Origin of the sequence: Eggerthella timonensis (assembly GCF_900184265.1) — a bacterium.
GTDB lineage: Bacteria > Actinomycetota > Coriobacteriia > Coriobacteriales > Eggerthellaceae > Eggerthella > Eggerthella timonensis.
In genome coordinates, this window is the sequence record NZ_FXXA01000002.1 from 1,597,929 (window position 1) to 1,622,076 (window position 24,148).

Annotated in this window: 21 protein-coding genes; 14 read left to right on the forward strand and 7 right to left on the reverse strand. The window is 65.2% G+C overall.

All coding sequences use genetic code 11. The features are described 5' to 3' along the window. Nucleotides 1-21 precede the first annotated feature (21 nt). Nucleotides 22-954 carry a diacylglycerol/lipid kinase family protein gene (locus C1A15_RS06590; RefSeq protein WP_101721812.1) on the forward strand — a complete coding sequence of 311 codons (933 nt, stop codon included), beginning with the start codon at nucleotides 22-24 and terminating at the stop codon, nucleotides 952-954. A gap of 372 nt (nucleotides 955-1,326) precedes the next feature. On the opposite strand, the gene C1A15_RS06595 is transcribed toward C1A15_RS06590, so the two are convergent. Together C1A15_RS06595 and bfr are read right to left on the reverse strand one after the other, a co-directional pair. Further along, entirely contained in the window at nucleotides 1,327-2,502 is a 1,176-nt protein-coding gene (locus C1A15_RS06595) for a phosphoglycerate dehydrogenase (RefSeq protein WP_101721813.1), read from the reverse strand. 171 nt (nucleotides 2,503-2,673) lie between these two features. Next, nucleotides 2,674-3,138 (reverse strand): bacterioferritin, encoded by a 465-nt coding sequence (gene bfr / locus C1A15_RS06600; RefSeq protein WP_101721814.1) that lies wholly within the window; start codon nucleotides 3,136-3,138, stop codon nucleotides 2,674-2,676. A 695-nt stretch (nucleotides 3,139-3,833) separates the two neighbouring features. Here bfr and C1A15_RS06605 point away from each other — a divergent pair. The 8 genes from C1A15_RS06605 to C1A15_RS06640 all read left to right on the forward strand — a co-directional run bounded on the left by C1A15_RS06605 (nucleotide 3,834) and on the right by C1A15_RS06640 (nucleotide 12,349). Further along, entirely contained in the window at nucleotides 3,834-4,634 is an 801-nt protein-coding gene (locus tag C1A15_RS06605) for a YebC/PmpR family DNA-binding transcriptional regulator (RefSeq protein WP_101721815.1), read from the forward strand. 265 nt (nucleotides 4,635-4,899) lie between these two features. Next, nucleotides 4,900-6,891 carry a membrane protein insertase YidC gene (yidC, locus tag C1A15_RS06610; protein ID WP_101721816.1) on the forward strand — a complete coding sequence of 664 codons (1,992 nt, stop codon included), beginning with the start codon at nucleotides 4,900-4,902 and terminating at the stop codon, nucleotides 6,889-6,891. A gap of 76 nt (nucleotides 6,892-6,967) precedes the next feature. Beyond that, entirely contained in the window at nucleotides 6,968-8,959 is a 1,992-nt protein-coding gene (locus C1A15_RS06615; protein WP_245864953.1) for a sulfatase-like hydrolase/transferase, read from the forward strand. A gap of 162 nt (nucleotides 8,960-9,121) precedes the next feature. After that, the gene (gene ruvC / locus C1A15_RS06620) at nucleotides 9,122-9,700 is read left to right on the forward strand and encodes a crossover junction endodeoxyribonuclease RuvC (protein WP_101721818.1); all 579 of its coding nucleotides are present in this window, start codon (nucleotides 9,122-9,124) and stop codon (nucleotides 9,698-9,700) included. Further along, the gene (ruvA, locus tag C1A15_RS06625) at nucleotides 9,697-10,290 is read left to right on the forward strand and encodes a Holliday junction branch migration protein RuvA (protein WP_101721819.1); all 594 of its coding nucleotides are present in this window, start codon (nucleotides 9,697-9,699) and stop codon (nucleotides 10,288-10,290) included. The genes ruvC and ruvA overlap by 4 nt, the downstream gene beginning before the upstream one ends. A gap of 47 nt (nucleotides 10,291-10,337) precedes the next feature. Next, a complete protein-coding gene (gene ruvB / locus C1A15_RS06630; RefSeq protein WP_101721820.1) occupies nucleotides 10,338-11,420 on the forward strand; it encodes a Holliday junction branch migration DNA helicase RuvB in 1,083 nt (360 codons plus the stop codon). Nucleotides 11,421-11,463: 43 nt separating this feature from the next. After that, complete coding sequence (locus C1A15_RS06635) at nucleotides 11,464-11,964, forward strand: hypothetical protein (RefSeq protein ID WP_101721821.1); 501 nt, start codon at nucleotides 11,464-11,466, stop codon at nucleotides 11,962-11,964. A gap of 181 nt (nucleotides 11,965-12,145) precedes the next feature. Next, nucleotides 12,146-12,349 (forward strand): cold-shock protein, encoded by a 204-nt coding sequence (locus C1A15_RS06640; RefSeq protein WP_009304886.1) that lies wholly within the window; start codon nucleotides 12,146-12,148, stop codon nucleotides 12,347-12,349. A gap of 167 nt (nucleotides 12,350-12,516) precedes the next feature. Here C1A15_RS06640 and queA read toward each other — a convergent pair whose 3' ends face one another. The 4 genes from queA to C1A15_RS06660 form a co-directional block, all read right to left on the reverse strand. Further along, nucleotides 12,517-13,596 (reverse strand): tRNA preQ1(34) S-adenosylmethionine ribosyltransferase-isomerase QueA, encoded by a 1,080-nt coding sequence (gene queA, locus C1A15_RS06645; protein ID WP_009304885.1) that lies wholly within the window; start codon nucleotides 13,594-13,596, stop codon nucleotides 12,517-12,519. Between the two features lie 76 nt (nucleotides 13,597-13,672). Further along, a complete protein-coding gene (locus C1A15_RS06650; protein WP_101721822.1) occupies nucleotides 13,673-14,086 on the reverse strand; it encodes a type II toxin-antitoxin system VapC family toxin in 414 nt (137 codons plus the stop codon). Between the two features lie 2 nt (nucleotides 14,087-14,088). Next, nucleotides 14,089-14,328 carry an antitoxin gene (locus C1A15_RS06655; RefSeq protein ID WP_101721823.1) on the reverse strand — a complete coding sequence of 80 codons (240 nt, stop codon included), beginning with the start codon at nucleotides 14,326-14,328 and terminating at the stop codon, nucleotides 14,089-14,091. Between the two features lie 75 nt (nucleotides 14,329-14,403). Continuing rightward, nucleotides 14,404-15,141, reverse strand: coding sequence for an epoxyqueuosine reductase QueH (locus C1A15_RS06660; RefSeq protein ID WP_101721824.1), 738 nt, complete (start codon nucleotides 15,139-15,141; stop codon nucleotides 14,404-14,406). Between the two features lie 79 nt (nucleotides 15,142-15,220). On the opposite strand from C1A15_RS06660, the gene C1A15_RS06665 reads away from it, so the two are divergent. From C1A15_RS06665 to secD, 3 genes are all read left to right on the forward strand, one after another. Further along, entirely contained in the window at nucleotides 15,221-16,030 is an 810-nt protein-coding gene (locus C1A15_RS06665) for an HAD family hydrolase (RefSeq protein WP_101721825.1), read from the forward strand. A 1-nt stretch (nucleotide 16,031) separates the two neighbouring features. Continuing rightward, the gene (gene tgt / locus C1A15_RS06670; protein WP_101721826.1) at nucleotides 16,032-17,177 is read left to right on the forward strand and encodes a tRNA guanosine(34) transglycosylase Tgt; all 1,146 of its coding nucleotides are present in this window, start codon (nucleotides 16,032-16,034) and stop codon (nucleotides 17,175-17,177) included. A 188-nt stretch (nucleotides 17,178-17,365) separates the two neighbouring features. Beyond that, entirely contained in the window at nucleotides 17,366-20,086 is a 2,721-nt protein-coding gene (gene secD, locus C1A15_RS06675) for a protein translocase subunit SecD (protein ID WP_101721827.1), read from the forward strand. A gap of 35 nt (nucleotides 20,087-20,121) precedes the next feature. Here the strand turns inward: secD and C1A15_RS06680 are convergent, their stop codons facing one another. Next, nucleotides 20,122-21,552, reverse strand: a complete 1,431-nt coding sequence (locus C1A15_RS06680; protein WP_101721828.1) for a helix-turn-helix domain-containing protein — start codon at nucleotides 21,550-21,552, stop codon at nucleotides 20,122-20,124. Nucleotides 21,553-21,794: 242 nt separating this feature from the next. Here C1A15_RS06680 and C1A15_RS06685 point away from each other — a divergent pair, with 242 nt between their 5' ends. Together C1A15_RS06685 and C1A15_RS06690 are read left to right on the forward strand one after the other, a co-directional pair. Next, complete coding sequence (locus tag C1A15_RS06685; protein WP_101721829.1) at nucleotides 21,795-23,564, forward strand: FAD-dependent oxidoreductase; 1,770 nt, start codon at nucleotides 21,795-21,797, stop codon at nucleotides 23,562-23,564. A gap of 19 nt (nucleotides 23,565-23,583) precedes the next feature. Then, nucleotides 23,584-24,021, forward strand: a complete 438-nt coding sequence (locus C1A15_RS06690) for a cytochrome c3 family protein (protein WP_245864954.1) — start codon at nucleotides 23,584-23,586, stop codon at nucleotides 24,019-24,021. Nucleotides 24,022-24,148 lie beyond the last annotated feature (127 nt).

Sequence of the window (24,148 nt, forward strand, 5' to 3'; positions counted from 1 at the left end):
AGCAAAGGGAAAGGGACGCCTGTGGACAAGGGTTGGGAGAAGGTGCTGCTCATCGCGAATCCTGCCGCCCAGAACGGCAACGGGGGCCCGGCGGCCGAGCGAGCGGCGAAGCTGCTGCGCGCCACGCTGGGCGAGGACGCCGTGGTGCTCGCGCGCACGGCCGGGCCGCGTCATGCGAGCGAGATGGCCGAGCGCGCCGAAGGCTGCTCGACCGTGATCGCGCTCGGCGGCGACGGTGTCATCCACGAAGCGGCGAACGGCATCATGCGCCGTCCTGCCGGCGAGCGCCCGGCCTTCGGCGTGATCCCGGTGGGATCGGGCAACGACTACGCGCGCACGCTCGGCATATCGGAGAACGTGGACGAGGCGTGCGCGCAGCTTCTGGCGGCCCGCGCGCTGCCCGTGGACGTGGGTCGCGTGAACGGCCACTGGTTCGTGGAGACGCTCTCGTTCGGCCTGGACGCGGCCATCGCCATCGACACGATGGACCGTCGCAAGCGCACGGGCCGCACCGGCACGGCGCTGTACATGGAAGCCGGCGTGAACCAGTTGCTGCGCCATCTCGACGTGCGACGGTATCGCGCATCGTTCGACGGGGGAGAGCCGGAGGAGTCCTTGTCCGTCATGTTCGCCGTGCAGGTGGGCCCCTACTACGGCAGCGGCTTCAAGATCTGCCCCGATGCGCGCATCGACGACGGCCTGCTGGACGTGTGCATCGCCCATCCGCCGGTCGGCGTGGCCCGGGCCCTCTACATCTTCCTGCGCGCGAAGGCGGGAACCCACACCCGCTTCAAGCAGATCGAGATGCGCCGGTGCCGTACGCTGCGCCTCGAGTTCGACGAGCCGCCGCCCGCGCAGATGGACGGCGAGCTGATCGAGGGCCGCTCCTTCGAGGTTTCGGTCGATCCTCAGGCTCTCGACGTCCTCGTGCCGCAAGCTCTCGACGCGAAATGAGGCGGCTGCCGGCATCCTTTCCGAGGATGCCGCGGTTGACGATGCGAGGCGGCTCGAGGCAAAGGAGGGCAAGCTTGGTCCGGCAGCCTGCAAGCGTCGCGCCCATCGGGTAAGATGACCGAAAGCATCATGGACAAAAACGCCTCCAATCTGTAGGTTTCTGGCGAAAATCAAGTGCCACGGCATTTATGGTTTGTGAAACCCCTGGTGGAGGAGGTGGTTTTTTCCTTATTCTGCATTCAGGATAAGGAAAACTCGGATTTTTGTCCAAGGCGTCCCGAGGCGATCTGCTCGGGCGATTTTAACGAAGCGGGCCCGCATGCCGTTCCAGCATGCGGGCCCGACGCTTTTCCTGGCGGTCGTCGCCTTCGGCTACTTCACCACGCGGACGCGACGGACGCCGTCGATGGCGGCCAGGCGGTCGATGGCGTCGTCGGGATGGCCCGGGGTGCCGGCATCGAGGTCGAGCATCGTGTAGGCGTTGTCGCCGCGCGACTTGTTGGCCATGTTCTCGATGTTCACGCCGGCGTCGCCGAACACGTTCGTGATGCGGGCGATGGCGTTCGGCACGTTGGCGTGCAGCACGGCCACGCGGCGCAGACCGTCGGGCACGGGGCCCATGTCGCAGGCGGGATAGTTCACGGAGTTCGCGATGTTGCCGTTCTCCAGGTAGTCCATGAGCTCGCGCACGGCCATCATGGCGCAGTTGTCCTCGGCCTCGGCGGTGGAAGCGCCCAGGTGGGGCAGCACGATGGAGCCTTCCATCCGCATGACGGCGGGGTTCGCGAAATCGGTGATGTAGGCGTGCACCTTGCCGGAAGCCAGCGCGGCGGCCATCGCCTCGTCGTTCACGAGCGTGTCGCGCGAGAAGTTAAGGAACACGGCCCCATCCTTCATGAGCGAGCAGGCGCGCTCGTCGACCATGCCGATCGTGCCTTCCATGGCCGGCACGTGGATGGTCATGTAGTCGCAGGTGCGGAGGATGTCGTCGAGGTTCGTCACGTGGTGGACGGCGCTCGAGATGCGCCACGCGGCGCCTACCGACACGTACGGATCGTAGCCGTACACGTCCATGCCCAGCTCGACGGCGATGTTGGCCACTTCGGCGCCGATGGCGCCCAAGCCGATGACGCCCAGCTTCTTGCCTTTGACCTCGCGCCCGGCGAACGCCTTCTTCGCCTTCTCGGCCGCTTTCGCGATATTCGGGTCGTCGGCGTTGTCGCGGCACCAGGCGATGCCGCCGGCGATGTCGCGGCTGCCCAGCATGAGGGCGCACACCACGAGCTCCTTCACGGCGTTCGCGTTCGCGCCGGGGGTGTTGAACACCACGATGCCCTCCTCGGCGCAGCGGTCGAGCGGGATGTTGTTCACGCCGGCGCCGGCACGGGCGATGGCCAGCAGGCTTTCCGGGAACACGGTGTCGTGCAGGGCGGCGCTGCGTACCAAAACGCCCTCGGCCTGGTCGAGGGCGTCGACGAGCTCGTATTCGTCGGTGAAGAGGTCGGTGCCGTACGCCGAGATGTTGTTGAGGCAGTGGATGTTGCGCATGAGGTCTCCTTCGAGGATGGCGGGCGGCTCCGTCGGTGCGCGGCTCGTCGCCGGTTCTTGCTACATCCTCTTATAGTGCTCAGGTCGCAACCTGTTGTCAACTACCGTTCAGCGGGTGCGCACTTTATCTCGGTAAAGCGCGCACCCGGCTCGCGCCTCATGCAGGCAAGGCTAGTTCTGCGTGGAAAGGAAGGTGGGCAGCGTCATCTGCTCGATCTGGTCCTGCAGCTCTTCCAGCTCGTCGACGTGCTCGTCCTCGTCGCGCAAGATCTCGGTCAACAGGTCGCGCGTGGCGTAGTCGAGCACCTGCCCGGCCAGTACGATGGCTTCGTTGTACATCTTGACCGCTTCGAGCTCCAGCTCGTGGTCGTTGTTCACCTGTTGGGGGATCTCGCCGCCGATGTGCATCTCGTTGAGGTGCGACACGATGGGCGTGCCTTCGAGGAACAGGATGCGCTCGATGAGGCGCTCGGCATGCTTCATCTCGGTGATGGCGCGCTTCTTGAAGCTCTCGCTCAGGCGGCCGTACCCCCAGTCCTCGGCCATTTCGGCGTGGACGAAGTATTGGTTGATCGAGGTCAGCTCGCTCGCGAGCAGGTCGTTCAGCGCATTGACGAGTTCTTGGTTACCCTTCATGGCAGTGCTCCTTCCAAAGGCACGATACTAGGGAGGATCAGCCCTTCGGGGATCCTCGACGCCTCATTGTAGGGATGAAGATGAGGGGCGACGTCCGGTTACGCGAAGCGTCGCCGTCCCGTCGCCGTCCCGTCAAGATCGCGAGGGCGAGGGGTGGAACGGTGGCATCGGGGTGTCCTTCGACTGCGCAGGCTCGCGACGCCTCCACCCAGGACGGCGGCATCTTGCGTATCCTGGATGGTTACCGTGCATCTCGCGAGCCGCGGCCGTTTTCGGCGGCGGAAGGCACGTTTCAAGCGGAGATTCCGAGGTGTGTGATTTTGCCGGAGCAAGCATCCGTTCCTCATCGAAGCGGGGTATGCCTGGTCGATCGTATTCGGGTTCGCGTTCCTTGCCCGGTATGCCCAAGAAAAAGTCACACGCCTCGCGATTCTGCCATTTTGAGGCCGGTCGGCGCCGAATCGCTCCATTCTGTTCCAAAAAGGGGCTGTCTCAGAGGGGCGGTTCGGCAACGGGATCCGCGGCATCGCGGTACGCTCGAGGAGATGCCGTCGCGCCGTCGATCGCTGCAAACCTGCCCGTCGCAAGCTCCCGTCGCCGTGCCGTTTTTTGAAGACCGTGCGGAAGGCGACCGGGGGATTTGACTCGTGTGCTAGAATTAACGGCTGGCAAAAGCACCAACGGAAGGGACGTATATGTCAGGGCACTCAAAGTGGGCTACCACGAAACATCGCAAGGCGGCGCAGGACGCGAAGCGCTCGGCCTTGTTTTCCAAGCTGTCGCGCAACATCACGGTGGCTGCGAAAGAGGGCGGCGACCCGAATCCCGACAACAACGCATCGCTTGCGGCCGCTATCGAGAAGGCCAAGGGCTACTCCCTGCCGAAGGATAAGATCAAAGTCGCCATCGACAAGGCATTCGGCACCGGCAAGGATGCCGCGAACTACGAGACCGTCGTGTACGAGGGCTACGGCCCGGCCGGCGTCGCCGTGCTGTGCGAGGCGCTGACCGACAACCGCAACCGCACCGCCGCCGACGTGCGCGCGGCGTTCAGCCATGCGGGAGGCAACCTGGGCACGTCCGGCTCCGTCTCGTTCCAGTTCGAGCGCAAGGGCCAGATCATGGTTCCCAAGGAAGTCGAGACCGGCGACAAGAAGAACCCGGTGAAGCCGAACGGCGCCGCGGCCGACGAGGAAGAGTTCATGCTCGCCGTCGCCGAGGCGGGCGGCGACGACTACGAGGACGCTGAGGACGAGTGGATCGTCTACACGAGCCCCTCCGACCTCATGGCCGTGAAGAAGGCGCTCGAGGAAGCCGACGTCGCCACGAAGGGCGCCGAGATGACCATGGTGCCCACCACTCCGGCGACGGTGAGCGTCTCCGACGCGAAGAAGGTCATGCGCCTCATCGATCGCCTCGAAGAGCTCGAAGACCTCCAGAATGTCTACCACGTGATGGACATCACCGACGAGATCGCCGAAGCCCTGGACGAGTAGCGGGTTCGGAACAGCCCCGGAACGCAAAACCGCCGCAAGCCTCCTGCTTGCGGCGGTTTTTCGCGTTCGGGAAGCGGTCGTCCCGCATGAAGCATTCTGGATCGGTTCTTTTTCTTGATGCGGGGGCCTACGCGGTCGACGCGGCCCAAGGCATCGCTCGGCCTTAGACGTTTTGGGCGCGACGCTTTCGTGTATAATGGTGCGTTACTCGCTTGTTACATTGACCGCGCCTTTCCGCGCGACGGGGGATACAGGAAGAACGAACATGCTGGAAGCGCTCGCGCGTCTTTTCTCGTACATCGTGCAGCCGTGCTACGACCTGACGGGAAACTGGTGGATGGCTATTTTGCTGTTCACCGTCATCATCAAGATCGTTCTGATGCCGCTGTCGCTGTGGTGCCAGTGGAACAGCATCGTCATGGTCGAGGTCATGCCTGAGCTCAACCGCATCAAGGTGAAGTACTTCGGCGACGCTGAGGCTATCGGCGAGAAGCAGACCGAGCTGAACAAAAAGCATCATTACCATCCGCTTCTCTCGCTCATCCCGCTTGCGGCGCAGATCCTCGTCCTGTTCGGGTTGGTGGAGGTGATCCACGGCATCACCGACCACGGCGCTCCGGGAACCGAGTTCTTGGGCATGGTGCCCATCGAAGACGGAGGGCTTTCGTGGATCATGCCGCTGTTGGCGGGTCTGTCGGCCGTGGCGATGGGCTTCGCGCAGAACCGCATCAACCCCTTGCAGCGCGAGCAGTCCAAGATGGAGAAGAACACCACCAACGGCCTTTCCATCGTCTTGTCCCTCGTCCTGGGCGTGTACGTGGCCGCCGGCATGGCTTTCTACTGGATATGCTCGAATCTGATGGCCATCGTCGTGCAGGCGCTGTGCAACCTGATCATCCGACCTGAGAAGTATATCGACTATGCCGAACTCGCTGCAAGTCGTGTGGAGCTGGACGAACTCAACGCTTTCACGGCGCGCAAAATGCCTTGGTACAAGCGCGATCCGTTGGCGAAGCGCGAGAAGGAGGACTACAGGCGCTTCGTGAGCGTGGTCGGCAAGCATATCGTTTTCTATTCTGAGCGTAGCGGCTTCTACAAGTACTTCCAAGGCGCTATCGAATGGTTGTTGGCCAACTCCGACGTGAGCATCCATTACGTTACCAGCGATCCCAACGATCAGGTGTTCGGGTTGCATGAGGCTAACCCCCGCATCGTACCGTACTATATCGGCGACAAACGCCTGATCACGCTCATGATGAAGCTCGATTGCGACGTGGCCGTGATGACATTGGACGATCTGGAGAACTTCTACATCAAGCGCTCGTACATTCGCAAGGACATTGAGTACGTATACGCGTTCCATCATATGACGTCCACGCATCTGGTGTGCACGAAGGAGGCCTTCGACCATTACGATACTGTTCTGTGCGTCGGCCCACATCAGAAGGCGGAGCTTGAACGGGTTGAGGAGATGCGGGGGCTTCCCAAGCGCAACCTCGTAGAATGCGGCTATGATCTGCTTGATCGACAGATCGAGGCCTACGAGTCGCGCAAGGCTGAGAAAGCCGGCGACCCTGCAAGGTCGAAGCGCCCCGCCGTCCTCATCGCTCCCTCGTGGCAGGAGGACTGTCTGCTCGATCTGTGTGCCGACGAAGTCATCGAGCCTTTGCTGGGACGTGGATACAGCGTGATCGTGCGCCCGCACCCCGAGTACACCAAGCGTTACCGCGCGCGGTGGGAGTCGCTGCAGCAACGCTATGCCTCGTGGTCGCGCGACGACCTTTACTTCGAACAGGATTTCAGTACGTCCGATTCCATCTACGATGCCGACGTGCTGGTCACCGACTGGTCTTCGATCGCGTGCGAATATTCGTTCACCACCATGAAGCCGTGCGTGTTTGTGGACACTCCCATGAAGACGACCAACTCTGATTGGCAGGAGCTGGGGATCGAGCCCACCGATATAGCCATTCGCAACCAGATCGGCGCGTCGTTAGCCGTGGAGGAGCTGTCTCGATTGGGCGATGTCGTGGAGGATATGATCTCTCGTCCCGAAACGTGGCGAAACCGCATCGAGGAGGTGCGCTCACGCATGATCTACCACAGTGGTCACGGTGCAGAGGCTGCCGGAGCGTATCTGCTCGATCGCATGTTGGCAAAGCAGGGTGGTAGGGCTGACGAGGCCGGCATCGACTTCCAGACAGACCGGGTTGGCGAAGCTGATTGGGTCTTCGAGGAGGTGTGTCATGGTGAATAGCAGTCTGCCGCGCTTTACCGCGCGTGTCGGTCTTGCGGCGTCCGACATTGCGTTCCCTCTAATGATTGCCGGTGCTTTGACGCTCGGTTTCGCCCCGCCGGCCTATGCCTACGTCGATCCTTCCGTCATGACCTACACCATTCAGGCTCTTGCGGGCGTCGCGGTGGCGCTTTCGGCTGTACTCGGTGTCGTTTGGCGCCGGGTGCGCAAGCACTTGCTGCGGATCCTGCGCATCGACGAGAACGAGGGAAAACAGGTTGAAAGCGCGGTGCACGCGCTCGATCCTCTTGCGTTCGATTACCGAGACCGCCTCGATAGGGCGGAATCGGAAGCGCGCAGGATGAAGGCCAAGCAAGCGTCGAACAAGCCTGAGACGCTGTGCTGGCGTGCGCGCTTCCTGTTCTCGCTGGTGGCTTCGCTGATGCTGGTCTACACTTTCGCGGTGGTGGCTCCGCTGGAAATCGTCGCCAGCAGCGTTAACAGCCTGCTTTTCACGGTGACGGACGTCTGGGTTCCCTTCGCCGTCGTCGGGCTCGCGGGCACTGTCGTGCTAGCCTTAGCGTTGTCGCTGTTGCGGGGAAGGGCGTTCAACGTGTGCTTCGCGGTTGTGGCGGCCGTGGGCGTGGCCGGCTTTGTGCAGGCCCTGTTCCTGAACGGATCGCTTCCCGCAGCCGACGGCACGCAGGTGGTTTGGGACGACTACACCACGGCCACCGTGGTGAGCGCCGTCGTGTGGATCGTCCTCATCGGGTCGGCGGTGTTCCTGTCGCTGAGGAAGTCGCTGGCGTTCAAGGGCACGGCCGCCGCGCTGTGCCTGGTGGGCGTCGTCGCGCAATCGGTGAGCCTGGGAGTCCTGCTCACCGCGCCGGCGCCCGACGGCCTACCCCCTGTCGCGGCGAGGCACTCCGTCACCACCGACGGCGTCTCGGAGGTTTCGTCGAACGGCAACATAATCATGTTCGTACTGGATACGTACGACACGCTGTTTTTGGAGGAGGGCCTGGAGGAAGAGCCCGGCTGCCTCGACGAGTTCACCGGGTTCACCTGGTTCGACAACTCCACAGGCTCGATGATCCCCACGCGCTACGCCATGGCCTCGATTCTGACGGGGCGCGCTCTCGACGAGGACGACAAGGGCTTCTCCACGTCGTTGATCATCGACTGGTACGAGCAGCATGGCCTGATCGACGACATCAACGCGCAGGGATACGAGACGTGCTTGTATGCCACCGACATCAACGATGCCATCGGCTCCCTGTCCGATCGGGTGGAGAACATCAAGCTTCGCGAGAACCGGCTGGACTATCCGTCGGCGGTTGCGATGCTGGTGAAGTGTTCGCTGTACCGCGATCTGCCTTGGGCGCTGAAGCCGCCGTTCTGGTTCTACACCGACGAGGTGAACAGCGCCGCGCTGGGAAGCGGTGCCGAGAGCGCCGTGAACGCGCTGTGGACCATGGACGACGCGCGCTACTACGCTACTCTCAAAGAGCAGGGACTGAGCGCCGCCGACCTCGATGGGAAGGGGAGCTTCCGCGTCATACACCTGGCAGGTCCCCATCCGCCGTACACGTTGAACCGCAATGCCGAGACGGTGGAGGGCGGAACCGGCGCCATCGAGCAAGGGCTCGGCTCCCTCCATATCGTGAGCGAGTACCTTGAGGAGCTTAAGCGGCTGGGCTTGTACGACGAAGCCACCATCGTGGTGACCGCTGACCATGGCGAGTGGTACATCGCTGAAGACATAGTGCGTCCGACAAGCCCCATCATGCTGGTGAAGCCTTCGACGCAGCCGTACGGCTCGGACGAGCCCGTGAAGCGCTCTTCGGTGCCTACGGGGCACGTCGATCTCGCGGCTACGCTGCTCGAAGCCGCCGGGGGCGATGCCTCCGCATACGGCGGGATGAGCGTGTTTGACGTGCCCGACGCTCCGCGCATCCGCTACTACAACGCCTCGTCGGTGGTGGGTCCCGAGCACGTGTACACGTCCATCATTCAGTGGGAGATCGAGGGCGATGCGATGAACTGGGACGATTGGCGCGAAACCGGTGTGAAATGGCCCATCGGCTGATCGCGCCGCGCCGCTTCCGCCGTCGGCCTCTGACGAGGCTGTGAAAAAGCGCGTCTTCCGAGGGCTGACTCCGAGGCTTTGTGCTAGGATGTGAACGAACAAACGTTTGCAACCGAAACGCGGCCGCTGCAACACGCCCCGCGCGACGACGAGAAGGAACCGATGACGCGCACCGAACGAACCATCCTAGGCATCGATCCCGGCCTGGCCAACACGGGCTGGGGCATCGTCGAGCAGCGCGGGCCGCGCCTCGCGTGCACGGCGTACGGCTGCGTGTCCACGGCGAAGGACCTGCCGCTGGCCCAGCGCCTGCGGAAGATCCACGAGCAGATGGCCGCGGTGATCGCGCGGTTCGAACCGGCGTGCGTGGGCATCGAGACGGTGTGGTTCGGCGTGAACGTGCAGAGCGCGTTCGCCACGGGGCAGGCGCGCGGCGCGGCGCTCGTGGCCTGCGCCGAGCGCGACCTCGAGGTGCTCGAGTTCTCGCCCAGCCAGATCAAGCTGGCGGTGGTGGGCATGGGCTCGGCCGAGAAGGACCAGGTGCAGTACATGGTGCGCCAGCTGCTGGCGCTCGAGGACGTCCCGCGGCCCGACCACGCCGCCGACGCGCTGGCGGCCGCCATCTGCTACACCACCCACGAGGGCTTTGCGCGCCGCACGGGCGCGGCGTGCGCTGCCTACGACGTTCCCGATCGCGGCATTCTCGCGTGCGGTGCTTCCGCTGGAAAGGATAGGCTATGATCGCGTTTCTCAAAGGGGTGTTGGCGGCCAAGACGGCCACGACCGCCTTCATCGAGGTGAACGGCGTGGGCTACGCCGTGGGCATGTCCCAGGCCAGCCTGTCGAAGCTGCCCGAGGCGGGCGCGGCGGTGGAGGTGCACACGTTCCTCCAGGTGCGCGACGACGGACTGTCGTTGTTCGGCTTCCTCACGCTGGAAGAGAAAGCGCTGTTCGAGCGGCTCATCGGCGTGGGCGGCGTGGGGCCGAAGGTGGCGCTCGCCGCGCTGTCGGCGTTCTCGCCCGCGGGCCTCGTGGCCGCCGTGCAGGCGCAGGACGTGGCCGCGGTGCAGCGCATTCCCGGCGTGGGCAAGAAGACGGCCTCGCGCATCATCCTCGAGCTGAAGGGCTCGTTCGACGAGGGCCTGGCGGGCCTGTTCGACGAGGCGGTGCCCGCAGTCGCGTCGGCGGCGAACCTCGCGGGCACGCGGGAGGCGCTGCTGTCGATGGGCTTCACGTCCGAGGAGGCGGACGTCGCGCTCAAGGGCGCTCCCGAAGGCGCGGCCGAAAGCGTGCTGCTACAATATGCGCTGAAGCGATTAGGGACGAACTAGGCGAAGCCGGGCGGCGCCGCGCGCGCCGTCGGGACGGATAGGCGGCTATGGCTGACAACGGCATTGAAATAGAAGGGCTCGTGTTCGAAGCGGGCGCGGGGCGAAGCGACGACTCGCTCGTCGGCGCTCGCACGCGCGCCGTGACGCCTGCGCTCACCGAGGACGACCTCGCGCTCGACCGCAGCCTGCGCCCCAAGCGCCTGGGCGACTACCTGGGCCAGACGAAGATCAAGGAGTCGCTCGCCATTCTCATCGGGGCCGCGCAGGCGCGCGGCGACGTGGTGGACCACATCCTGTTCTCGGGGCCTCCGGGCCTCGGCAAGACCACGCTCGCGGCCGTCGTGGCCAACGAGCTGGGCGCGAACATCAAGACGACGAGCGGCCCCGCCATCGAGCGCACGGGCGATCTCGCGGCCATCCTCACGAACCTCGAAGAGGGCGACGTGCTGTTCATCGACGAGATCCATCGCTTGAACCGCATGGTGGAGGAGGTGCTCTACCCCGCGCTCGAGGACTTCGCCCTCGACATCGTGGTGGGGAAGGGACCGGCGGCGCGTTCCATCCGCCTCGACCTGCCGCGCTTCACGCTCGTCGGCGCCACGACGCGCACCGGGCTGTTGACGGGCCCCTTGCGCGACCGCTTCGGCATCGCGTTCCGCTTGCAGTACTACTCGCCCGAGGAGCTGGCCTCCATCGTGCGCCGCTCGGCGTCCATCCTGGACGTCGCCATCGAGGAAGACGGCGCGCTCGAGATCGCACGCCGCAGCCGCGGCACGCCGCGCTTGGCGAATCGGCTGCTCAAGCGCGTGCGCGACTGGGCGCAGGTGCGCGGCGACGGCGTCATCGACGAGGACGTGGCCGCGCAGGCGCTCAGCTTCTTCGAGGTGGACGCGCTCGGTCTGGACGCGGTGGACAATCGCATCCTCGAGCTCTTGGCCGTGCAGTTCGGCGGGCGTCCCGTGGGTCTGACCACGCTCGCGTCGGCGCTGTCGGAAGACACCGATACGCTCGAGGACGTGTACGAGCCCTACCTCATGCAGCAGGGCCTGCTCGTGCGCACGCCGAAGGGCCGCATCTGCACCGAGCGGGCCTACGACCACTTGGGAATCAAGGTCCCGTCATCCTCGTAATCTCACGTGCCCGGGCTTGCCCGGGCCTTTGAAAGGAGCTCGCATGCTCGAACAGGATTATCTCATGCGCATCTTGCTGCAGTTCGCGGAAGCCATCCGTCGCAGCTGGTCGCGGGCGGTGGAGGATCGCGACCCGCGCGACGCCGCCAACATGTTGGAGCGCGCCGTGGGCGACGCCACCGATATCGACGGCGCCACGCTGTTGTCGCTGTCGCCGGAGTCCATCGCGAGCGTCATGCAGGTGTCGGGGGTCGATCCGCGCGTGTCCGAGTACATCGCGCGCAGCTTGCTGCTGGCTTCGGGCTACCTGGGCGAGGCCGGCGAGCACGAGCTGGCCGCCCTGCGCGCCGAGCAGGCGCGCGCACTGGCCGTCGCCTACGACCTCGACCTGCCCGATACGCCCGAAGAGCTGGCGCTGCTGCTGGACGAGGCCGACGCGGAGCTTGCGCAGGAGGCCGATTCCACCATGGACGTGCTGGGCTACGGCACCGAGCCCATCGTCCCGTCGGCTGTGATAGAAGCGCCTCTCGACTCCGACCGATAAGCGCGGTCGATAACCCTCATGCAACGGATCGGTAAAATAAGGACGAAAAAGAGAATCCCGAGCTTTTTCGGTGTCGCATAGCGTATAGTAAGCATGTGCCCTCGAGGTGAGGGCGAGTGTTGCGGCCATGCAGCACACAGTGTTACCTCCTCGGGGACGAGGAGAGGAAAGAGGATTTAAAATGGCGGAAGGTACTGTTAAGTGGTTCAACCCGGAAAAGGGCTACGGCTTCATCTCTCAGAAGGATGGCGAAGATCTCTTCGTGCATTTCTCCGAGATCAAGATGGACGGCTTCAAGACGCTTGACGAAGGTGCTGCGGTGCAGTTCGACGTCACGACCGGTCAGAATGGCAAGCTTCAGGCAAGCAACGTGACGAAGGCATAAGCAGACTAACTATAGAATGCTGAAATGGCCCCGCAAACGCGGGGCCATTTTTTTGTGCTTGGGATGTCGCGTTCGAGCTGCGCGCATTCGCCCGAAACACACGTTACAACCTGCTGGAGCGTGTGCTTCGGGCGTGCGCGCAGCTTCGGAACGGCGGCTGGCCGTACCTAGCAGATGAACATGGCGTCGCCGAAGGAGAGCATGCGGTAGCGCTCCTCGATGGCATGGCGGTAGGCGGCCATGATGTGCTCGCGCGTGGAGAACGCGGACACGAGCATCATGAGCGTGGAGCGGGGCACGTGGAAGTTCGTGATGAGGGCGTCCACCACGTGGAATTGCGAGCCGGGCAAGAGGTAGAGCGACGTCGTCTCGCGATCACGCGGCGTGACTGCTCCCGTCCCGTCGTCCCAGGCGCTTTCCAGGCTTCGCACGCTCGTCGTGCCTACGGCGACGACGCGCCCGCCGCGCTCGCGCGTCTCGGCGATAGCCTCCACCGTGCGCTCGGGCACCGTGTAGTACTCGGTGTGGATGGCGTGCTGCGTCGGGTCGTCCTCGTCCACGATGCGGAACGTGTCGAGGCCCACTTCGAGCTCGACGGTCTCCCAGCGCACGCCCTGCTCGCGCAGACGCTCGATGAGCGCGGGAGTGAAGTGCAGGCCCGCGGTGGGCGCGGCGGCCGAGCTCTCGCGGCGGGAGTACACCGTCTGGTACAGCTCCTCGTCGCCGGCGTAGTCCTTGATGTAGGGCGGCAGCGGCGTGTGGCCCACGGCATGCAGCGCCTCGTCGAGGGAGGGCAGCGGCGTGGTCAGGCGCGCGAGGCGCTCGCCTTTCTGGGCGTCGGGCAGCCAGTCGACGATCTCGGCCGACAGCGCCACCTCGCCTACGGCGTCGACGAAGTCGACGACGGCGCCCGTGCCCGGCTTCAGGCGCTTGCCGGGACGCACGAGCACTTCCCACAACGCGCTTCGGTTCTCCGTCGGCGTGCCGTGCTGGCGCAGCAGGAACACCTCGGCCGCTCCGCCCGTGCCGCGCTTCGCGCCCAGCAGGCGGGCGGGCATGACGCGCGTCTCGTTCGCCACGAGCAGGTCGTTCGGGGTTAGGTAGTCGACGATGTCGCGGAAGACGCGATCCTCGACCTCGCCGGTGACTCGGTTCATCACGAGCAGGCGGCAGCCGTCCCGCTCGGCGGCTGGCTCCTGCGCGATGAGCTCAGGGGGCAGGTCGTAATCGAAATCAGAGGTTTTCATGCGTGCTTCCTTCGTGCTTTGTGAGATCGGCGGTGCGAACTGCCTATTATAGGCCTTGTTGCCCGCCGATGGGCGCTTATCCGTCCCACTTCATCTCGTACCAGCATTCCAGGGACAATCCCGGCACGCGCTTGAACTCGTCCACGTTGTTCGTTACGAGGACGGCGTTGTTTGCGAGCGCGGTTGCGGCGATGAAGAGATCGTTGTGGCCGATCTTCTTCCCGCTCCGCTCAAGAAGCGCGCGAATCCGGCCGTATTCGCGCGCGCAATCGGAGTCGAACGGCAGCACGTCGAAGGGGAGCGTGAATTCGTCGACGAGCCAACGCGCCCTCTCCGGTCGAGAGCTTTTCTCCACGCCGACGAGCAGCTCGCCTTCCACGATGGCTGGAATTTTGAACAGGCGCGGGTCGCTGTTTCGCATAAGATCGTAGGCGTAAGGCAACCGTCCTCGCAAGAAGTCGATGCAGATGCAGCTATCGAGCAGGTACATCGCTACGCCAGCTCCAGAGCGGGAATGGGATCGAGATCGAAAGGCTCGTCTGGCGGCTCGACCAGCACGCCGTCCTCGCAAGCGCTGTACAGGTTGAAGAACCCGTGCGGCCAACGGTTGTTCTCAGCGTGGTCCTTGAGCACGCCCGCCACGAACTTCGAGAGCGTCTTCCCCTCGCGCGAGGCGTCCTGGCGCAAGCCTTCCATCATGGGATCGTCCAAATACAGGGAAAGCTGGGGCATCGTCGCTCCTTCCGTCGAACAGGCTATCACTATACTTGGAAGTATACTTGGTTCGACGGTAGAATGCAAGCACGCCTACCCCTCGTCGCGCTCCTGGTCGCGCAGCGCCTTCAGCACGGCGCGCTTGCGGGCCTGCTTGGCGTCGTAGGCGGCGCGCTCGGCCTTCCGGGCGATCCGCTCGGCTTCGGCGGCGGCACGCTCGGCGGCATGGAGGGCGGCTTCCGCCTTACGGGCCGCCGCTCGCTCGGCCTTGCGCTCGGCTCGCTCGGCGGCGGCCTCGGCGTCCGAGAAGCGGCAGCCGCAGTAGTTCTGGCGGTACATTCTTAAGCTCCGGCTGCGGTGCGTGGCCTCGTCGTAGAACGGGCGGTAATCCTCGAACAGCGGCAGCACGCCTGCGGCGGAGGCTGCGCGCTCCAGCTCCTCGCGGATGACGTCGGTGTATTGGTAGGGGCTCACCGAAAGCGTGGTGCCCACCGCGTCGAATCCCTGCTCGGCGGCGAGCGCGGCGGCCTCTTCGAAGCGCAGGCGGTAGCACGCGCGGCAGCGCGCCTCGCGGCGGACGGGGTCGTGCGCCGCCTCGCCGACGCGTCCCGCGCATGCCTCCCAGGCGTCCGGGTCGTAAGCGCCCTCCACCACGGGCACCTGCTCGCCTGCGGCCCAAGCGCGCAGCGTGGTCAGACGGCGCGCGTACTCGTCGGCAGGCGCGATGTTCGAATTGAGATAGGCGATGGTCAGGTCGTGCCCGGCCGCGCGCAGCAGGCGCACGGGTTCGAGCGAGCACGGTCCGCAGCAGGCATGAAGCAGTAATTTCATCGGGTTTCCACGCTCCTTCGCAACGTGACGTATACTACCATGCTTGCAAGCGTATTCATCGAATCAAAGGATCGACGCCATGGCATCTCGCACTTACCGCGCAATCTTCTTCGACTTGGACGGCACGCTCTTGCCCATGGAGCTCGACGAGTTCCTGGGCGCCTACTTCGAAGCCATCGCGAACTTCGTCGCCGCGCACGGGCTGGACGCGGCGACGTTCTCGGCCGGGCTCAAGGCGGGGATCAAGGCCATGGCCGTCCACGACGACGGCCGTACGAACGCCGATGCATATTGGGAGGCGTTCTTCAGCCACGCCGATCGCGATGCCGCAGACTGGGACGAGCTGCTCGCCGGCTTCTACGAGCGCGACTTCGGAGCGATCGGCGCAGGCGTCGTCCCCAACCCGGCCGCGGCGCGCGCCATCGAGACGCTGGCGGCGAAGGGGTACCCGCTCGTGCTGGCAACCATGCCCATGTTCCCGCGCCGCGCCGTGGAATGGCGTCTGTCGTGGGCGGACATCGACGCCTCCCGCTTCGGGCGTATCACGTCGTTCGAGAATTCCACGTCGGTGAAGCCGAAGCTGGCCTACTATGCCGAGAACGTGGCGGCGTGCGGCCTCGCCGGCGAAGACGTGCTCATGGTGGGCAACAACACGGTGGAGGACCTGGCCATCCAGGGGCTCGGCGCCGATGCGTTCCTCGTGACCGACCACCTCCTCGACCCGGACGAAGGCTTCGATCTGGCCTCCGTCGAGCACGGCACCATGGAGGAGTTCGCCGCCTGGGCCGATGCGCTGCCCGCGTGCGCCGACCCCGTGCAGGCCATCGACGCGGATGTCGTCGACGCCGCGGCCCGCGCGGCAGCGCTGTCCCGCGCAAAGGAGGCCTAGCATGGCGCTGTTCGACTGCGAACTCCAGGCGACGAGCGGCCACGCCCGCGCGCTGTCCTACGAAACGGCGCACGGGTCGTTCCAGACGCCGATGTTCATGCCGGTGGGCACGAGCGCAAGCGTGAAGGGCGTCACCGTGGGCCAGCTGAACGACCTCGGCAGCCAGGTGGTGCTGGCCAACACGTACCACCTGTCGCTGCGCCCCGGGGCCGACGTGGTGGCCGAGGCGGGAGGGGTGCACCGTTTCATGAACTACGACGGCCCTATGCTCACCGATTCGGGCGGGTTCCAGGTGTTCAGCCTGGCCGACACGCTCAAGCTGGACGACGAGGGCCTCACGTTCCGCTCCATCTACGACGGCACGAAGGTGCGCTGGACGCCCGAGAGCAACATGGAGATCCAGGAGCAGCTGGGCGCCGACATCGCCATGCAGCTCGACCAATGCACGCCCTACCCGGCCGAAAAGGCCTTCGTGGCGAAGGCCGTGGACCTGTCGGCCAACTGGGCGCGTCGCTGCCTGGCCGCGCACACCCGGCCCGACCAGACGCTGTTCGGCATCGTGCAGGGCGGCATGGAGCTGGACCTGCGGCTGGAATCCGTCCGCCGCTTGCGCGAGATCGAGGACGAGAGCCTGGCGCGCGGCGGGCGCCGTTTCGGCGGTTTCGGCATCGGGGGCTATTCGGTGGGCGAGGACCACGAGGTGATGTTCGAAACGCTGGGCCCCGTCGCCCGCGCGTGCCCGGAGGACCGCCCGCGCTACCTCATGGGCGTGGGCAACCCCACGACGCTCGTGCGCGCGGTGCGCGAGGGCGTGGACATGTTCGACTGCGTGCTGCCCACCCGTACGGCCCGCATGGGCACGGCGTTCTCGTCGGAAGGACGCATGAACATGCGCAACGCGAAGTTCACGCGCGATTTCGGCCCGCTCGACCCCGCGTGCACGTGCCCGACGTGCCGAAACCACAGCCGCGCCTACATCCGCCACCTCGTGAAGCAGAACGAGATGCTCGGCGGCATCCTCCTGTCCGTCCACAACCTGCACTACCTCATCGACCTCATGCGCCGTGCCCGCGAAGCGGTGGTGGCGGGAGCGTACGAGGAGTTTTACGAAGCGTGGATGGCCAGCTCTGCGGCGAAGGATTACTAAAGAAGCGCGCGGGCGGGCATCATCCCTGACCAACGTCGTAACCTAACCGTAGGGATTAGCCCTGATCTTTTCGGCACCCTTCCTTTCGCATTCTCCTGCGTTGTGGCACAATGGGACAGTTACCGTGCGCCGGGCCGCGAGCCCGCGCATGACGCACGCGAGAGAAGCTCAACGAGGGAGAACGTCACATGGCGGCAACGCAGAGGACGAAGAAGAAACCCGCCCGGCCCACCGACCGGCGCAACATCTGGCTGCTCATCATCACGACCCTGCTGGTGCTGGGTTCCGTCTTCATGTTCACGCCGCCCCAGGAGAAGATCAACCAGGGCCTCGACATCCAGGGCGGCCTGTCGGTCGTGCTCACGGCGAAGGGCGCCGACGGGGCTGCCGTGTCGAACGACGACATGGAGAAGAGCCGCGCCATCATCGAGAGCCGCGTGAACGCGCTGGGCGCCTCGGAGGCCGTGGTGCAGGTGCAGGGCACCGACCAGATCCTCGTGCAGATCCCCGGCCTCACCAACACCGAGGACGCGCTCAACACCATCGGCAAGACCGGCAAGCTCGAATTCGCGCGCCTCGACTCGTTCACCGACGAGGACGTGAAGACGAAGATCGAGAACGGCGAGTACGCCGGCGAGGGGACCGTGTCCGACGATTTGGGCGTGCTCACGCTGCCGTCGGGCGAGACGCAGCACCTCACGGTGGAAGACGGCACGTACACGCCCATCGTCACCGGCGCGAACATTTCGAAGGTCGACATCGGCAAGGCGTCCGAGACGTCCACCGACTACGCCGTGAACATCACGCTCGACTCGGCCGGCGCGCAGGCGTTCGCCGACGCCACGAAGGAGCTTGCGCCCACGAAGGGCAAGATCGTCATCATCCTGGACAACGAGGTGCAGTCGGCTCCCGCCGTCCAGTCCGAGATCCCCGACGGCAACGTGCAGATCACCGGAGGCTATTCGCTCGACGAGGCCAAGGCGCTGCAGACCGTGCTCGAGAGCGGTTCGTTGCCCGTGAGCTTCGAGTACGCCCAGAGCCAGACCGTCGGTCCGACGCTCGGCCAGGACGCGCTGGCTTCCGGCGTGCTGGTGGCGCTCATCGGCCTTGCGGTGGTCATGCTGTACCTGCTGTTCTTCTATCGCGGCCTCGGCGCCATCACCGCGGCCGCGATGATCGTGTTCGCGGTGCTGTACCTGGGCATCCTGGCCACGCTGTCGTCGTTCGGGTTGTTCAGCTTGTCGCTCGCCGGCATCGCCGGCATCGTGCTGACCATCGGCATGGCAGCCGACTCGTCCATCCTCACCATGGAGCGCTTCCGCGAGGAGATTCGCATGGGGCGCAGCGTCCGCGCCGCGTCCGTGACGGGCGTAAGGCACGCCATCGTGACGTCGGTGGACGCCGACCTCGTGACGCTCGTGTCGGCGTTGTCGCTGTTCTTCCTGGCCAGCGCCTCGGTCAAGGGCTTCGGCCTGACGCTGGCGCTGGGCATCGTGTGCGACATCGCCATGATGCTGCTGTTCAAGGCGCCGCTCATCCGCGTGCTGGCGCCCAAGGTCATCGCGCGGCACCCGGGCTTCTGGGGCATCAAGGACAGCTTGGCCGCGTCCGAGGACTACGCGGCGCTCGCCGCCGCCGAAGGCACGAGCGTGGCTGCGGCCGAGGCCGGCGAGGCCATCAACCCGGCCGAGTCCGAGGAGGCCGCCGAGCGCCGCGAGGGCGCTGCCGGCGAGGCGGCCGCGAAGGCGGCGCGCAAGCCGCGCGGCAAGTTCATCAAGCACGACATCAACTTCCTCGGCTACCGCCGCGTGTTCCTCGGCGTGGCCGCCGTGCTCGTGTGCGTGTCGCTGGCCATCGTGGGCGTCAAGGGCCTGAACTTCGGCATCGAGTTCGTGGGCGGCACGTCGGTGTCGTTCCACGGCACGGGCGACGTGACCACCGAGCAGATGCGCACCGCGTTCGACCAGGCGGGCGAGCCCGATGCGGTCGTGCAGACGACGAACGCCGACGGCGACGAGGGTTTCCTCGTGCGCACCACCACCACGAGCGCCGAAGAGGCCACGCAGCGCGCCAACCAGGTGGCCGACGCGCTCGGTCTCGATACCGACAGCTTCGAGGTGACCACCATCGGGCCCGACTGGGGCGCCAGCGTCATCCAATCGTCGCTCATCGCGTTCCTCGTGTCCATCGTGCTCATCATCATCTACATCGCCATCCGCTTCGAATACAAGATGGGCGTCACCGCCATCGTGGCGCTGCTGCACGACCTCGTGCTGGTCATGGGCGTGTACGCGCTCGTCGGCCGCGAGGTGAACCCGAACACCATCGCCGCGCTGCTCACCATTTTGGGCTACTCGCTGTACGATACGGTGGTCGTGTTCCACCGCATCAACGACAACATGCAGTCCGACGACATCAAGTGCACGTTCATGACGATGGCGAACCACTCCATCAACCAGGTGCTCGTGCGCACCATCAACACGACGCTCACCTCGCTCATCCCCGTGCTCGCCATGCTGCTGTTCGGCGGCGAAACGCTCAAGGACTTCGCGTTCGCCATGGTCATCGGCCTCGTGTGCGGCTCGTACTCGTCCATCGCGGTGGCGTCGCCCTTGTACGCGATGTGGAAGACGCGCGAGCCGCGCTACCAGAAGCTCGTGAAGAAGTTCGGGCCTGAGGTGGGCCGCTTCGAGTTCGGCAACCCGAACGCGATGGCGACGGCGCTCGCGGGCAAGAAGGCCGTGAAGGCGTCGGTTGCCCCGAAAGCCGCTGCAACGGCGAAGGCGGCGTCCCCGGCGGCCAGCGCCGCGACGGAGAGCCAGCACGAGGAGCCGCACGGCGCGACCGCCGCGAAGAGCGCGCCGAAGCCCCCGAAGGGCAAGCGCAAGAAGCGCCCCGACAAGAAGTAACGCCAACGGCCCCGGGCATCCGGGGCCGTTGCTTTTTATCGCTCGAACAACTCGAACAGTTCCTCGCGGCTGTGCACCCCGAGCTTCTTGTACACGTGGCGGATATGGGACTTCGCCGTGCCGTTGGCAATGGTCATCTCGGTCGCGATCTCGCTGGCGGTTTTCTGCCTCAGCAGCAGCTCGAGCACCTCGTGCTCGCGGTTGCCGAGGTTGCAGCGCGCGGACACCTGCGCCAGGCGCGCAGCCTGCTCGTCGCTCAGACCGTTCTTCTCGTGCGGCCGGTCGGGGTCGAACAGGGCGATCAGCTGCTTGGGCATGAACCCGTTGCGGATGCAGAGGAACATGGCCATAAGCACCGCGAGCACCGACGTCAGCACGACGGTGTCGTGCGCGAGCGCCGGGCCGAGCATTGCCCCCGCCGCGACGGCCCTGCCGACGATGCACCCGCCGAAGTAGCCCAACATGAGCAACGAGAACGCCCGGTAGGCGTGCGCGTCGGTCTTTTCGGTGATGGCGCACAGGAGCACGACCGCATAGGCGAGGAACAGCAGGATGCCGATGAGGGCGAGGTCGAACGTGACCACAGGGTTGAGATCCAGAAACGAGGCCGACAGCGTGGCGGTCACGATGATGGGGACGGCGACGTTGAGCAGCGACAGGGCGGTGAGCCGCTTGAAGGAGAGCATGAGCACGCTGACCAGCAAGAAGGGGATAAGGATGACGATGGCCGAGAACGCAAGGGAGAAGTGCTCGAGGCCGGCGAAAGACAGCGACACCATGAAAGCGTAGCTGAACAGGAACGTGCCGACGATGATGTGGGCGGGCGTGTGCCCCTCGGAGGCCAACGAAGCCTGATCGAGACGGGATCCTCGCAGCAGGCGCATGCGCTTCGTCAGCGCGTAGGCGCTCATGCCCAGCAACGCCGCGAGGCTGCATGCCACCCGCGGCGTGTCCATGCCCACGATGAACCACAGCATGATCGAACCGACCAGCGCCGAGAACACGACGTTCCAAATGACGGCGGCCGCGCTGTGGTGCGCGTACACCCACAGCCAGCATACGGCCACGACGGAAAGGTAGATGCCGAACAAGCCGCCCCCGACCAGGGCGATCAGCAGAGGAGAGAGGTACGACAGGGCGGGAAAGAGCGCGAGCGCGAGGATGCTGGCCAGCACGCAGGCGCTTGAAACCCAGATGACGGCGGGTTGTGCGAACGCGGGTCGATCGCGCTTGGAGAAGATGAGCAGCACGATCGAGGTGAGCGCGCCGAACAGGCATGCCACGTCGGAGAACGACAACGTCTCGGGCGAGGTGTGGGCGAGCGCGGGGGTATAGTGCGTGTACGATACGAGTGCGATAGTGCACGACGTCCCGACGAACAGCCCGTCCGCCGCGATGTTCTCCCGCGTGCTCACCAAGGCGCTTCGCAGCTTCGCGATGGCGCTCGAACGTCGCTCGCTCCCCATATGCACTCCCCTCCAGAAGCTTTCTTCACGACGATATCCCATCGTGCGCGATTCAGCTAGGGATAAAGCGTTAACCCGTGCGGGGGTTAACGAGGGTTAGCGGCCGCGGTCAGCGAAATGCCCCGCTCGCCGCAGGATTACCGATTCCCTAACCCGGAGTCCGACGCATAGCATCGTCATCGGGCCGAGCGCTGCAAGAGGCAGGGCGGCCCCAAGGAGCGCAAGCGAGGAAAGGGGACATCATGCACGACCATGCAAACCTGCACGACCAGGGAATATCACGTCGAGGATTCCTGACCGGAGCGGCGATGGTGGGCGCGGGCGCAGCGCTCGGGCTTGCCGGCTGCAGCGGCGCTTCGGAAGGCGAGACCAAGGTGCCTGCCGAAGAGGCGAAGCCGACGCCCGATTCCGGGGCGCCGACGTCCGCAGCAACCAGCCAGCCCGCGTTCCTCACGCCGCCGGATCCCATTCCGGACAGCGAGATCGTCGAAACCGTCGAATGTGACATCGTCATCTGCGGCGCGGGCATCTGCGGCTTGCCCGCGGCCATGCTGGCGGCCGAGAACGGCGCGAACGTGCACGTCGTCGAGAAGGGCAGCACGTACGGCCTGTTCCGCCTGTGCACCGCCGGCTTCAACTCCGACGTGCAGACCAAGCTGGGGCTGACCACCGACCGCAAGGAGTTCATCACGTCGACCTGGGCCATCACCAACGGCGTGCAGGGCAGGATGTCGTCGTACGGTCTGTGGTTCGACAACTCCGGCCCCTACGTCAACTGGCTCGAGAAGATATTCAACGACAAGGGCTACCAGCTCATTCCTGCCGCATCGCTCGACTACAAGATCACGAACGACGGCGTGGACATGCCGGGCGCGAGCCCGCTGTGGCAGGCGTTCGCCCAGATGATCTTCTTCGCGCAGGAGGACGGCGGCTTCTTCGCCACGGGCGACCCCGTCGACTGGACGGGCGTCATGGAAGCCTATGCAACCGAGAAGGGCGCCACGTTCCACTACAATTCCCCCGCCGTGCAGCTCGTGCGCGACGACGGCGGACGGTGCACGGGCGTCATCGCCAAGAACGAGTCCGGCGAGTACGTGAAGTACAACGCCTCGAAGGGCGTGCTGCTGACCACGGGCGACATGGCTGCCGATCGCGAGATGATGGCGCATTACAACGTGTCGCTGAGCAAGATCGTCCGCTACAACATCAACACCAACGACACGGGCGATGGGCAGAAGATGGGCATCTGGATCGGCGCCGATATGGACGAGTTCGCTTGCGGCGATCTGTGGCCGTTCGCGGCCGTCATGATGGACGGCACGCTGCCCACCACGTTCGACGGCACGCACTTCTACGCCGGCGTCGCCAACCTGCCGGTGCTCATGGTGGACGGCGCGGGCCGTCGCCTCATGGCCGAGAACCTGCCGTTCCAGTCGCCTTCCATCCCGAAGCTCACCTGCACGCCCGACGGCTGCGCTTGGAGCATCTGGGACAGCGCCTGGAAGGAGAAGTTCCCCGAGGGCGGCTACATGGTGGAGGATTACACGGCGTCCAACACCCAGGAAGAGGTGGACAAGAACGTGGAGAACGGCATCACGTTCAAGTTCGACACCATCGAGGAGCTGTGCGAGCACTGCGGTTTCGACAAGGACATCTTCATGGCCACGTTCGAACGCTACAACGAGCTGTGCGAGGCCGGCGAGGATCTCGACTTCTACAAGGACCCGCTGTGGATGAACGCCATCGACACGCCGCCGTTCTACGCCTCCAAGCACTGCTCGTCGATGACTTCGACGCGCGGCGGTCTGAAGAACGATGAGCGCTGCCGCGTTCTCGACAAGGAAGGGCGGCCCATACCCGGCCTGTACGCCGCGGGCAACACGGCCGGCTCGTTTTACGGCAACGTGTACCCGCCCAACGTCATGGGCTCCGGCATCGGCCACGGCCAGTGCTTCGCCTGGCTGGCCGTCAAGGACATCCTCGGGTTGGACTACATCCATGCGAACATCTAGGAAAGCCGAGGTGCCTGACGTGAAGAGGAAGAACCTGTCGATGGCGGTGTGCACGGTGCTGGCGACGGTCGCGTTGGCGGCGACGTTGGGGGGATGCGCGCCCTCGCAGCCCTCGGGCGATGCGGGCAACGGCGGCGCCGATGCGGCATCGTATCCGGTTGGCTCGCTCAAGGCCGTTCATATCGCCGGACAGCTCGACGATGCGGACGAGTATCCCAACAAGCTGTGCCTGAGCTGCCACGACCGTACCACCATCAACGCGGCGAACGAGGACTTCGGCGGCATCGAGGGATTCAATCCCCACAAGGCGCATCTCGAGGCCGGCGACTGCACCTCCTGCCACTCGGTTGACGGCACGTCGACCCTCTCCTGCAACGAGTGCCACGACGCGCCGCTGCCCGAGGGCTGGCAGAGCGCCGAGCGCGGCTCCGGCCCGCTCCACAGCCTGACGAAGTAACATCTCCTCGCTGAGCGGGCGCCGCCTCCCTCCCCAGGCGCCCGATGCGAAGAACGGCCCCCGACGAACACGCCGGGGGCCGTTGCTTTCGCGCGCCGCCGGGAGGGGGAGGCGGCGCGCGAGGATG

What these genes read in the sequence shown, in the direction of transcription:
- C1A15_RS06595 (WP_101721813.1), bottom strand. Translation starts at nt 2,502, where the DNA reads ATGCGCAACATCCACTGCCTCAACAACATCTCGGCGTACGGCACCGAC.
- bfr (WP_101721814.1), bottom strand. Translation starts at nt 3,138, where the DNA reads ATGAAGGGTAACCAAGAACTCGTCAATGCGCTGAACGACCTGCTCGCG.
- C1A15_RS06605 (WP_101721815.1), top strand. Translation starts at nt 3,834, where the DNA reads ATGTCAGGGCACTCAAAGTGGGCTACCACGAAACATCGCAAGGCGGCG.
- yidC (WP_101721816.1), top strand. Translation starts at nt 4,900, where the DNA reads ATGCTGGAAGCGCTCGCGCGTCTTTTCTCGTACATCGTGCAGCCGTGC.
- ruvC (WP_101721818.1), top strand. Translation starts at nt 9,122, where the DNA reads ATGACGCGCACCGAACGAACCATCCTAGGCATCGATCCCGGCCTGGCC.
- ruvA (WP_101721819.1), top strand. Translation starts at nt 9,697, where the DNA reads ATGATCGCGTTTCTCAAAGGGGTGTTGGCGGCCAAGACGGCCACGACC.
- ruvB (WP_101721820.1), top strand. Translation starts at nt 10,338, where the DNA reads ATGGCTGACAACGGCATTGAAATAGAAGGGCTCGTGTTCGAAGCGGGC.
- C1A15_RS06635 (WP_101721821.1), top strand. Translation starts at nt 11,464, where the DNA reads ATGCTCGAACAGGATTATCTCATGCGCATCTTGCTGCAGTTCGCGGAA.
- C1A15_RS06640 (WP_009304886.1), top strand. Translation starts at nt 12,146, where the DNA reads ATGGCGGAAGGTACTGTTAAGTGGTTCAACCCGGAAAAGGGCTACGGC.
- queA (WP_009304885.1), bottom strand. Translation starts at nt 13,596, where the DNA reads ATGAAAACCTCTGATTTCGATTACGACCTGCCCCCTGAGCTCATCGCG.
- C1A15_RS06650 (WP_101721822.1), bottom strand. Translation starts at nt 14,086, where the DNA reads ATGTACCTGCTCGATAGCTGCATCTGCATCGACTTCTTGCGAGGACGG.
- C1A15_RS06655 (WP_101721823.1), bottom strand. Translation starts at nt 14,328, where the DNA reads ATGCCCCAGCTTTCCCTGTATTTGGACGATCCCATGATGGAAGGCTTG.
- C1A15_RS06660 (WP_101721824.1), bottom strand. Translation starts at nt 15,141, where the DNA reads ATGAAATTACTGCTTCATGCCTGCTGCGGACCGTGCTCGCTCGAACCC.
- C1A15_RS06665 (WP_101721825.1), top strand. Translation starts at nt 15,221, where the DNA reads ATGGCATCTCGCACTTACCGCGCAATCTTCTTCGACTTGGACGGCACG.
- tgt (WP_101721826.1), top strand. Translation starts at nt 16,032, where the DNA reads ATGGCGCTGTTCGACTGCGAACTCCAGGCGACGAGCGGCCACGCCCGC.
- secD (WP_101721827.1), top strand. Translation starts at nt 17,366, where the DNA reads ATGGCGGCAACGCAGAGGACGAAGAAGAAACCCGCCCGGCCCACCGAC.
- C1A15_RS06680 (WP_101721828.1), bottom strand. Translation starts at nt 21,552, where the DNA reads ATGGGGAGCGAGCGACGTTCGAGCGCCATCGCGAAGCTGCGAAGCGCC.
- C1A15_RS06685 (WP_101721829.1), top strand. Translation starts at nt 21,795, where the DNA reads ATGCACGACCATGCAAACCTGCACGACCAGGGAATATCACGTCGAGGA.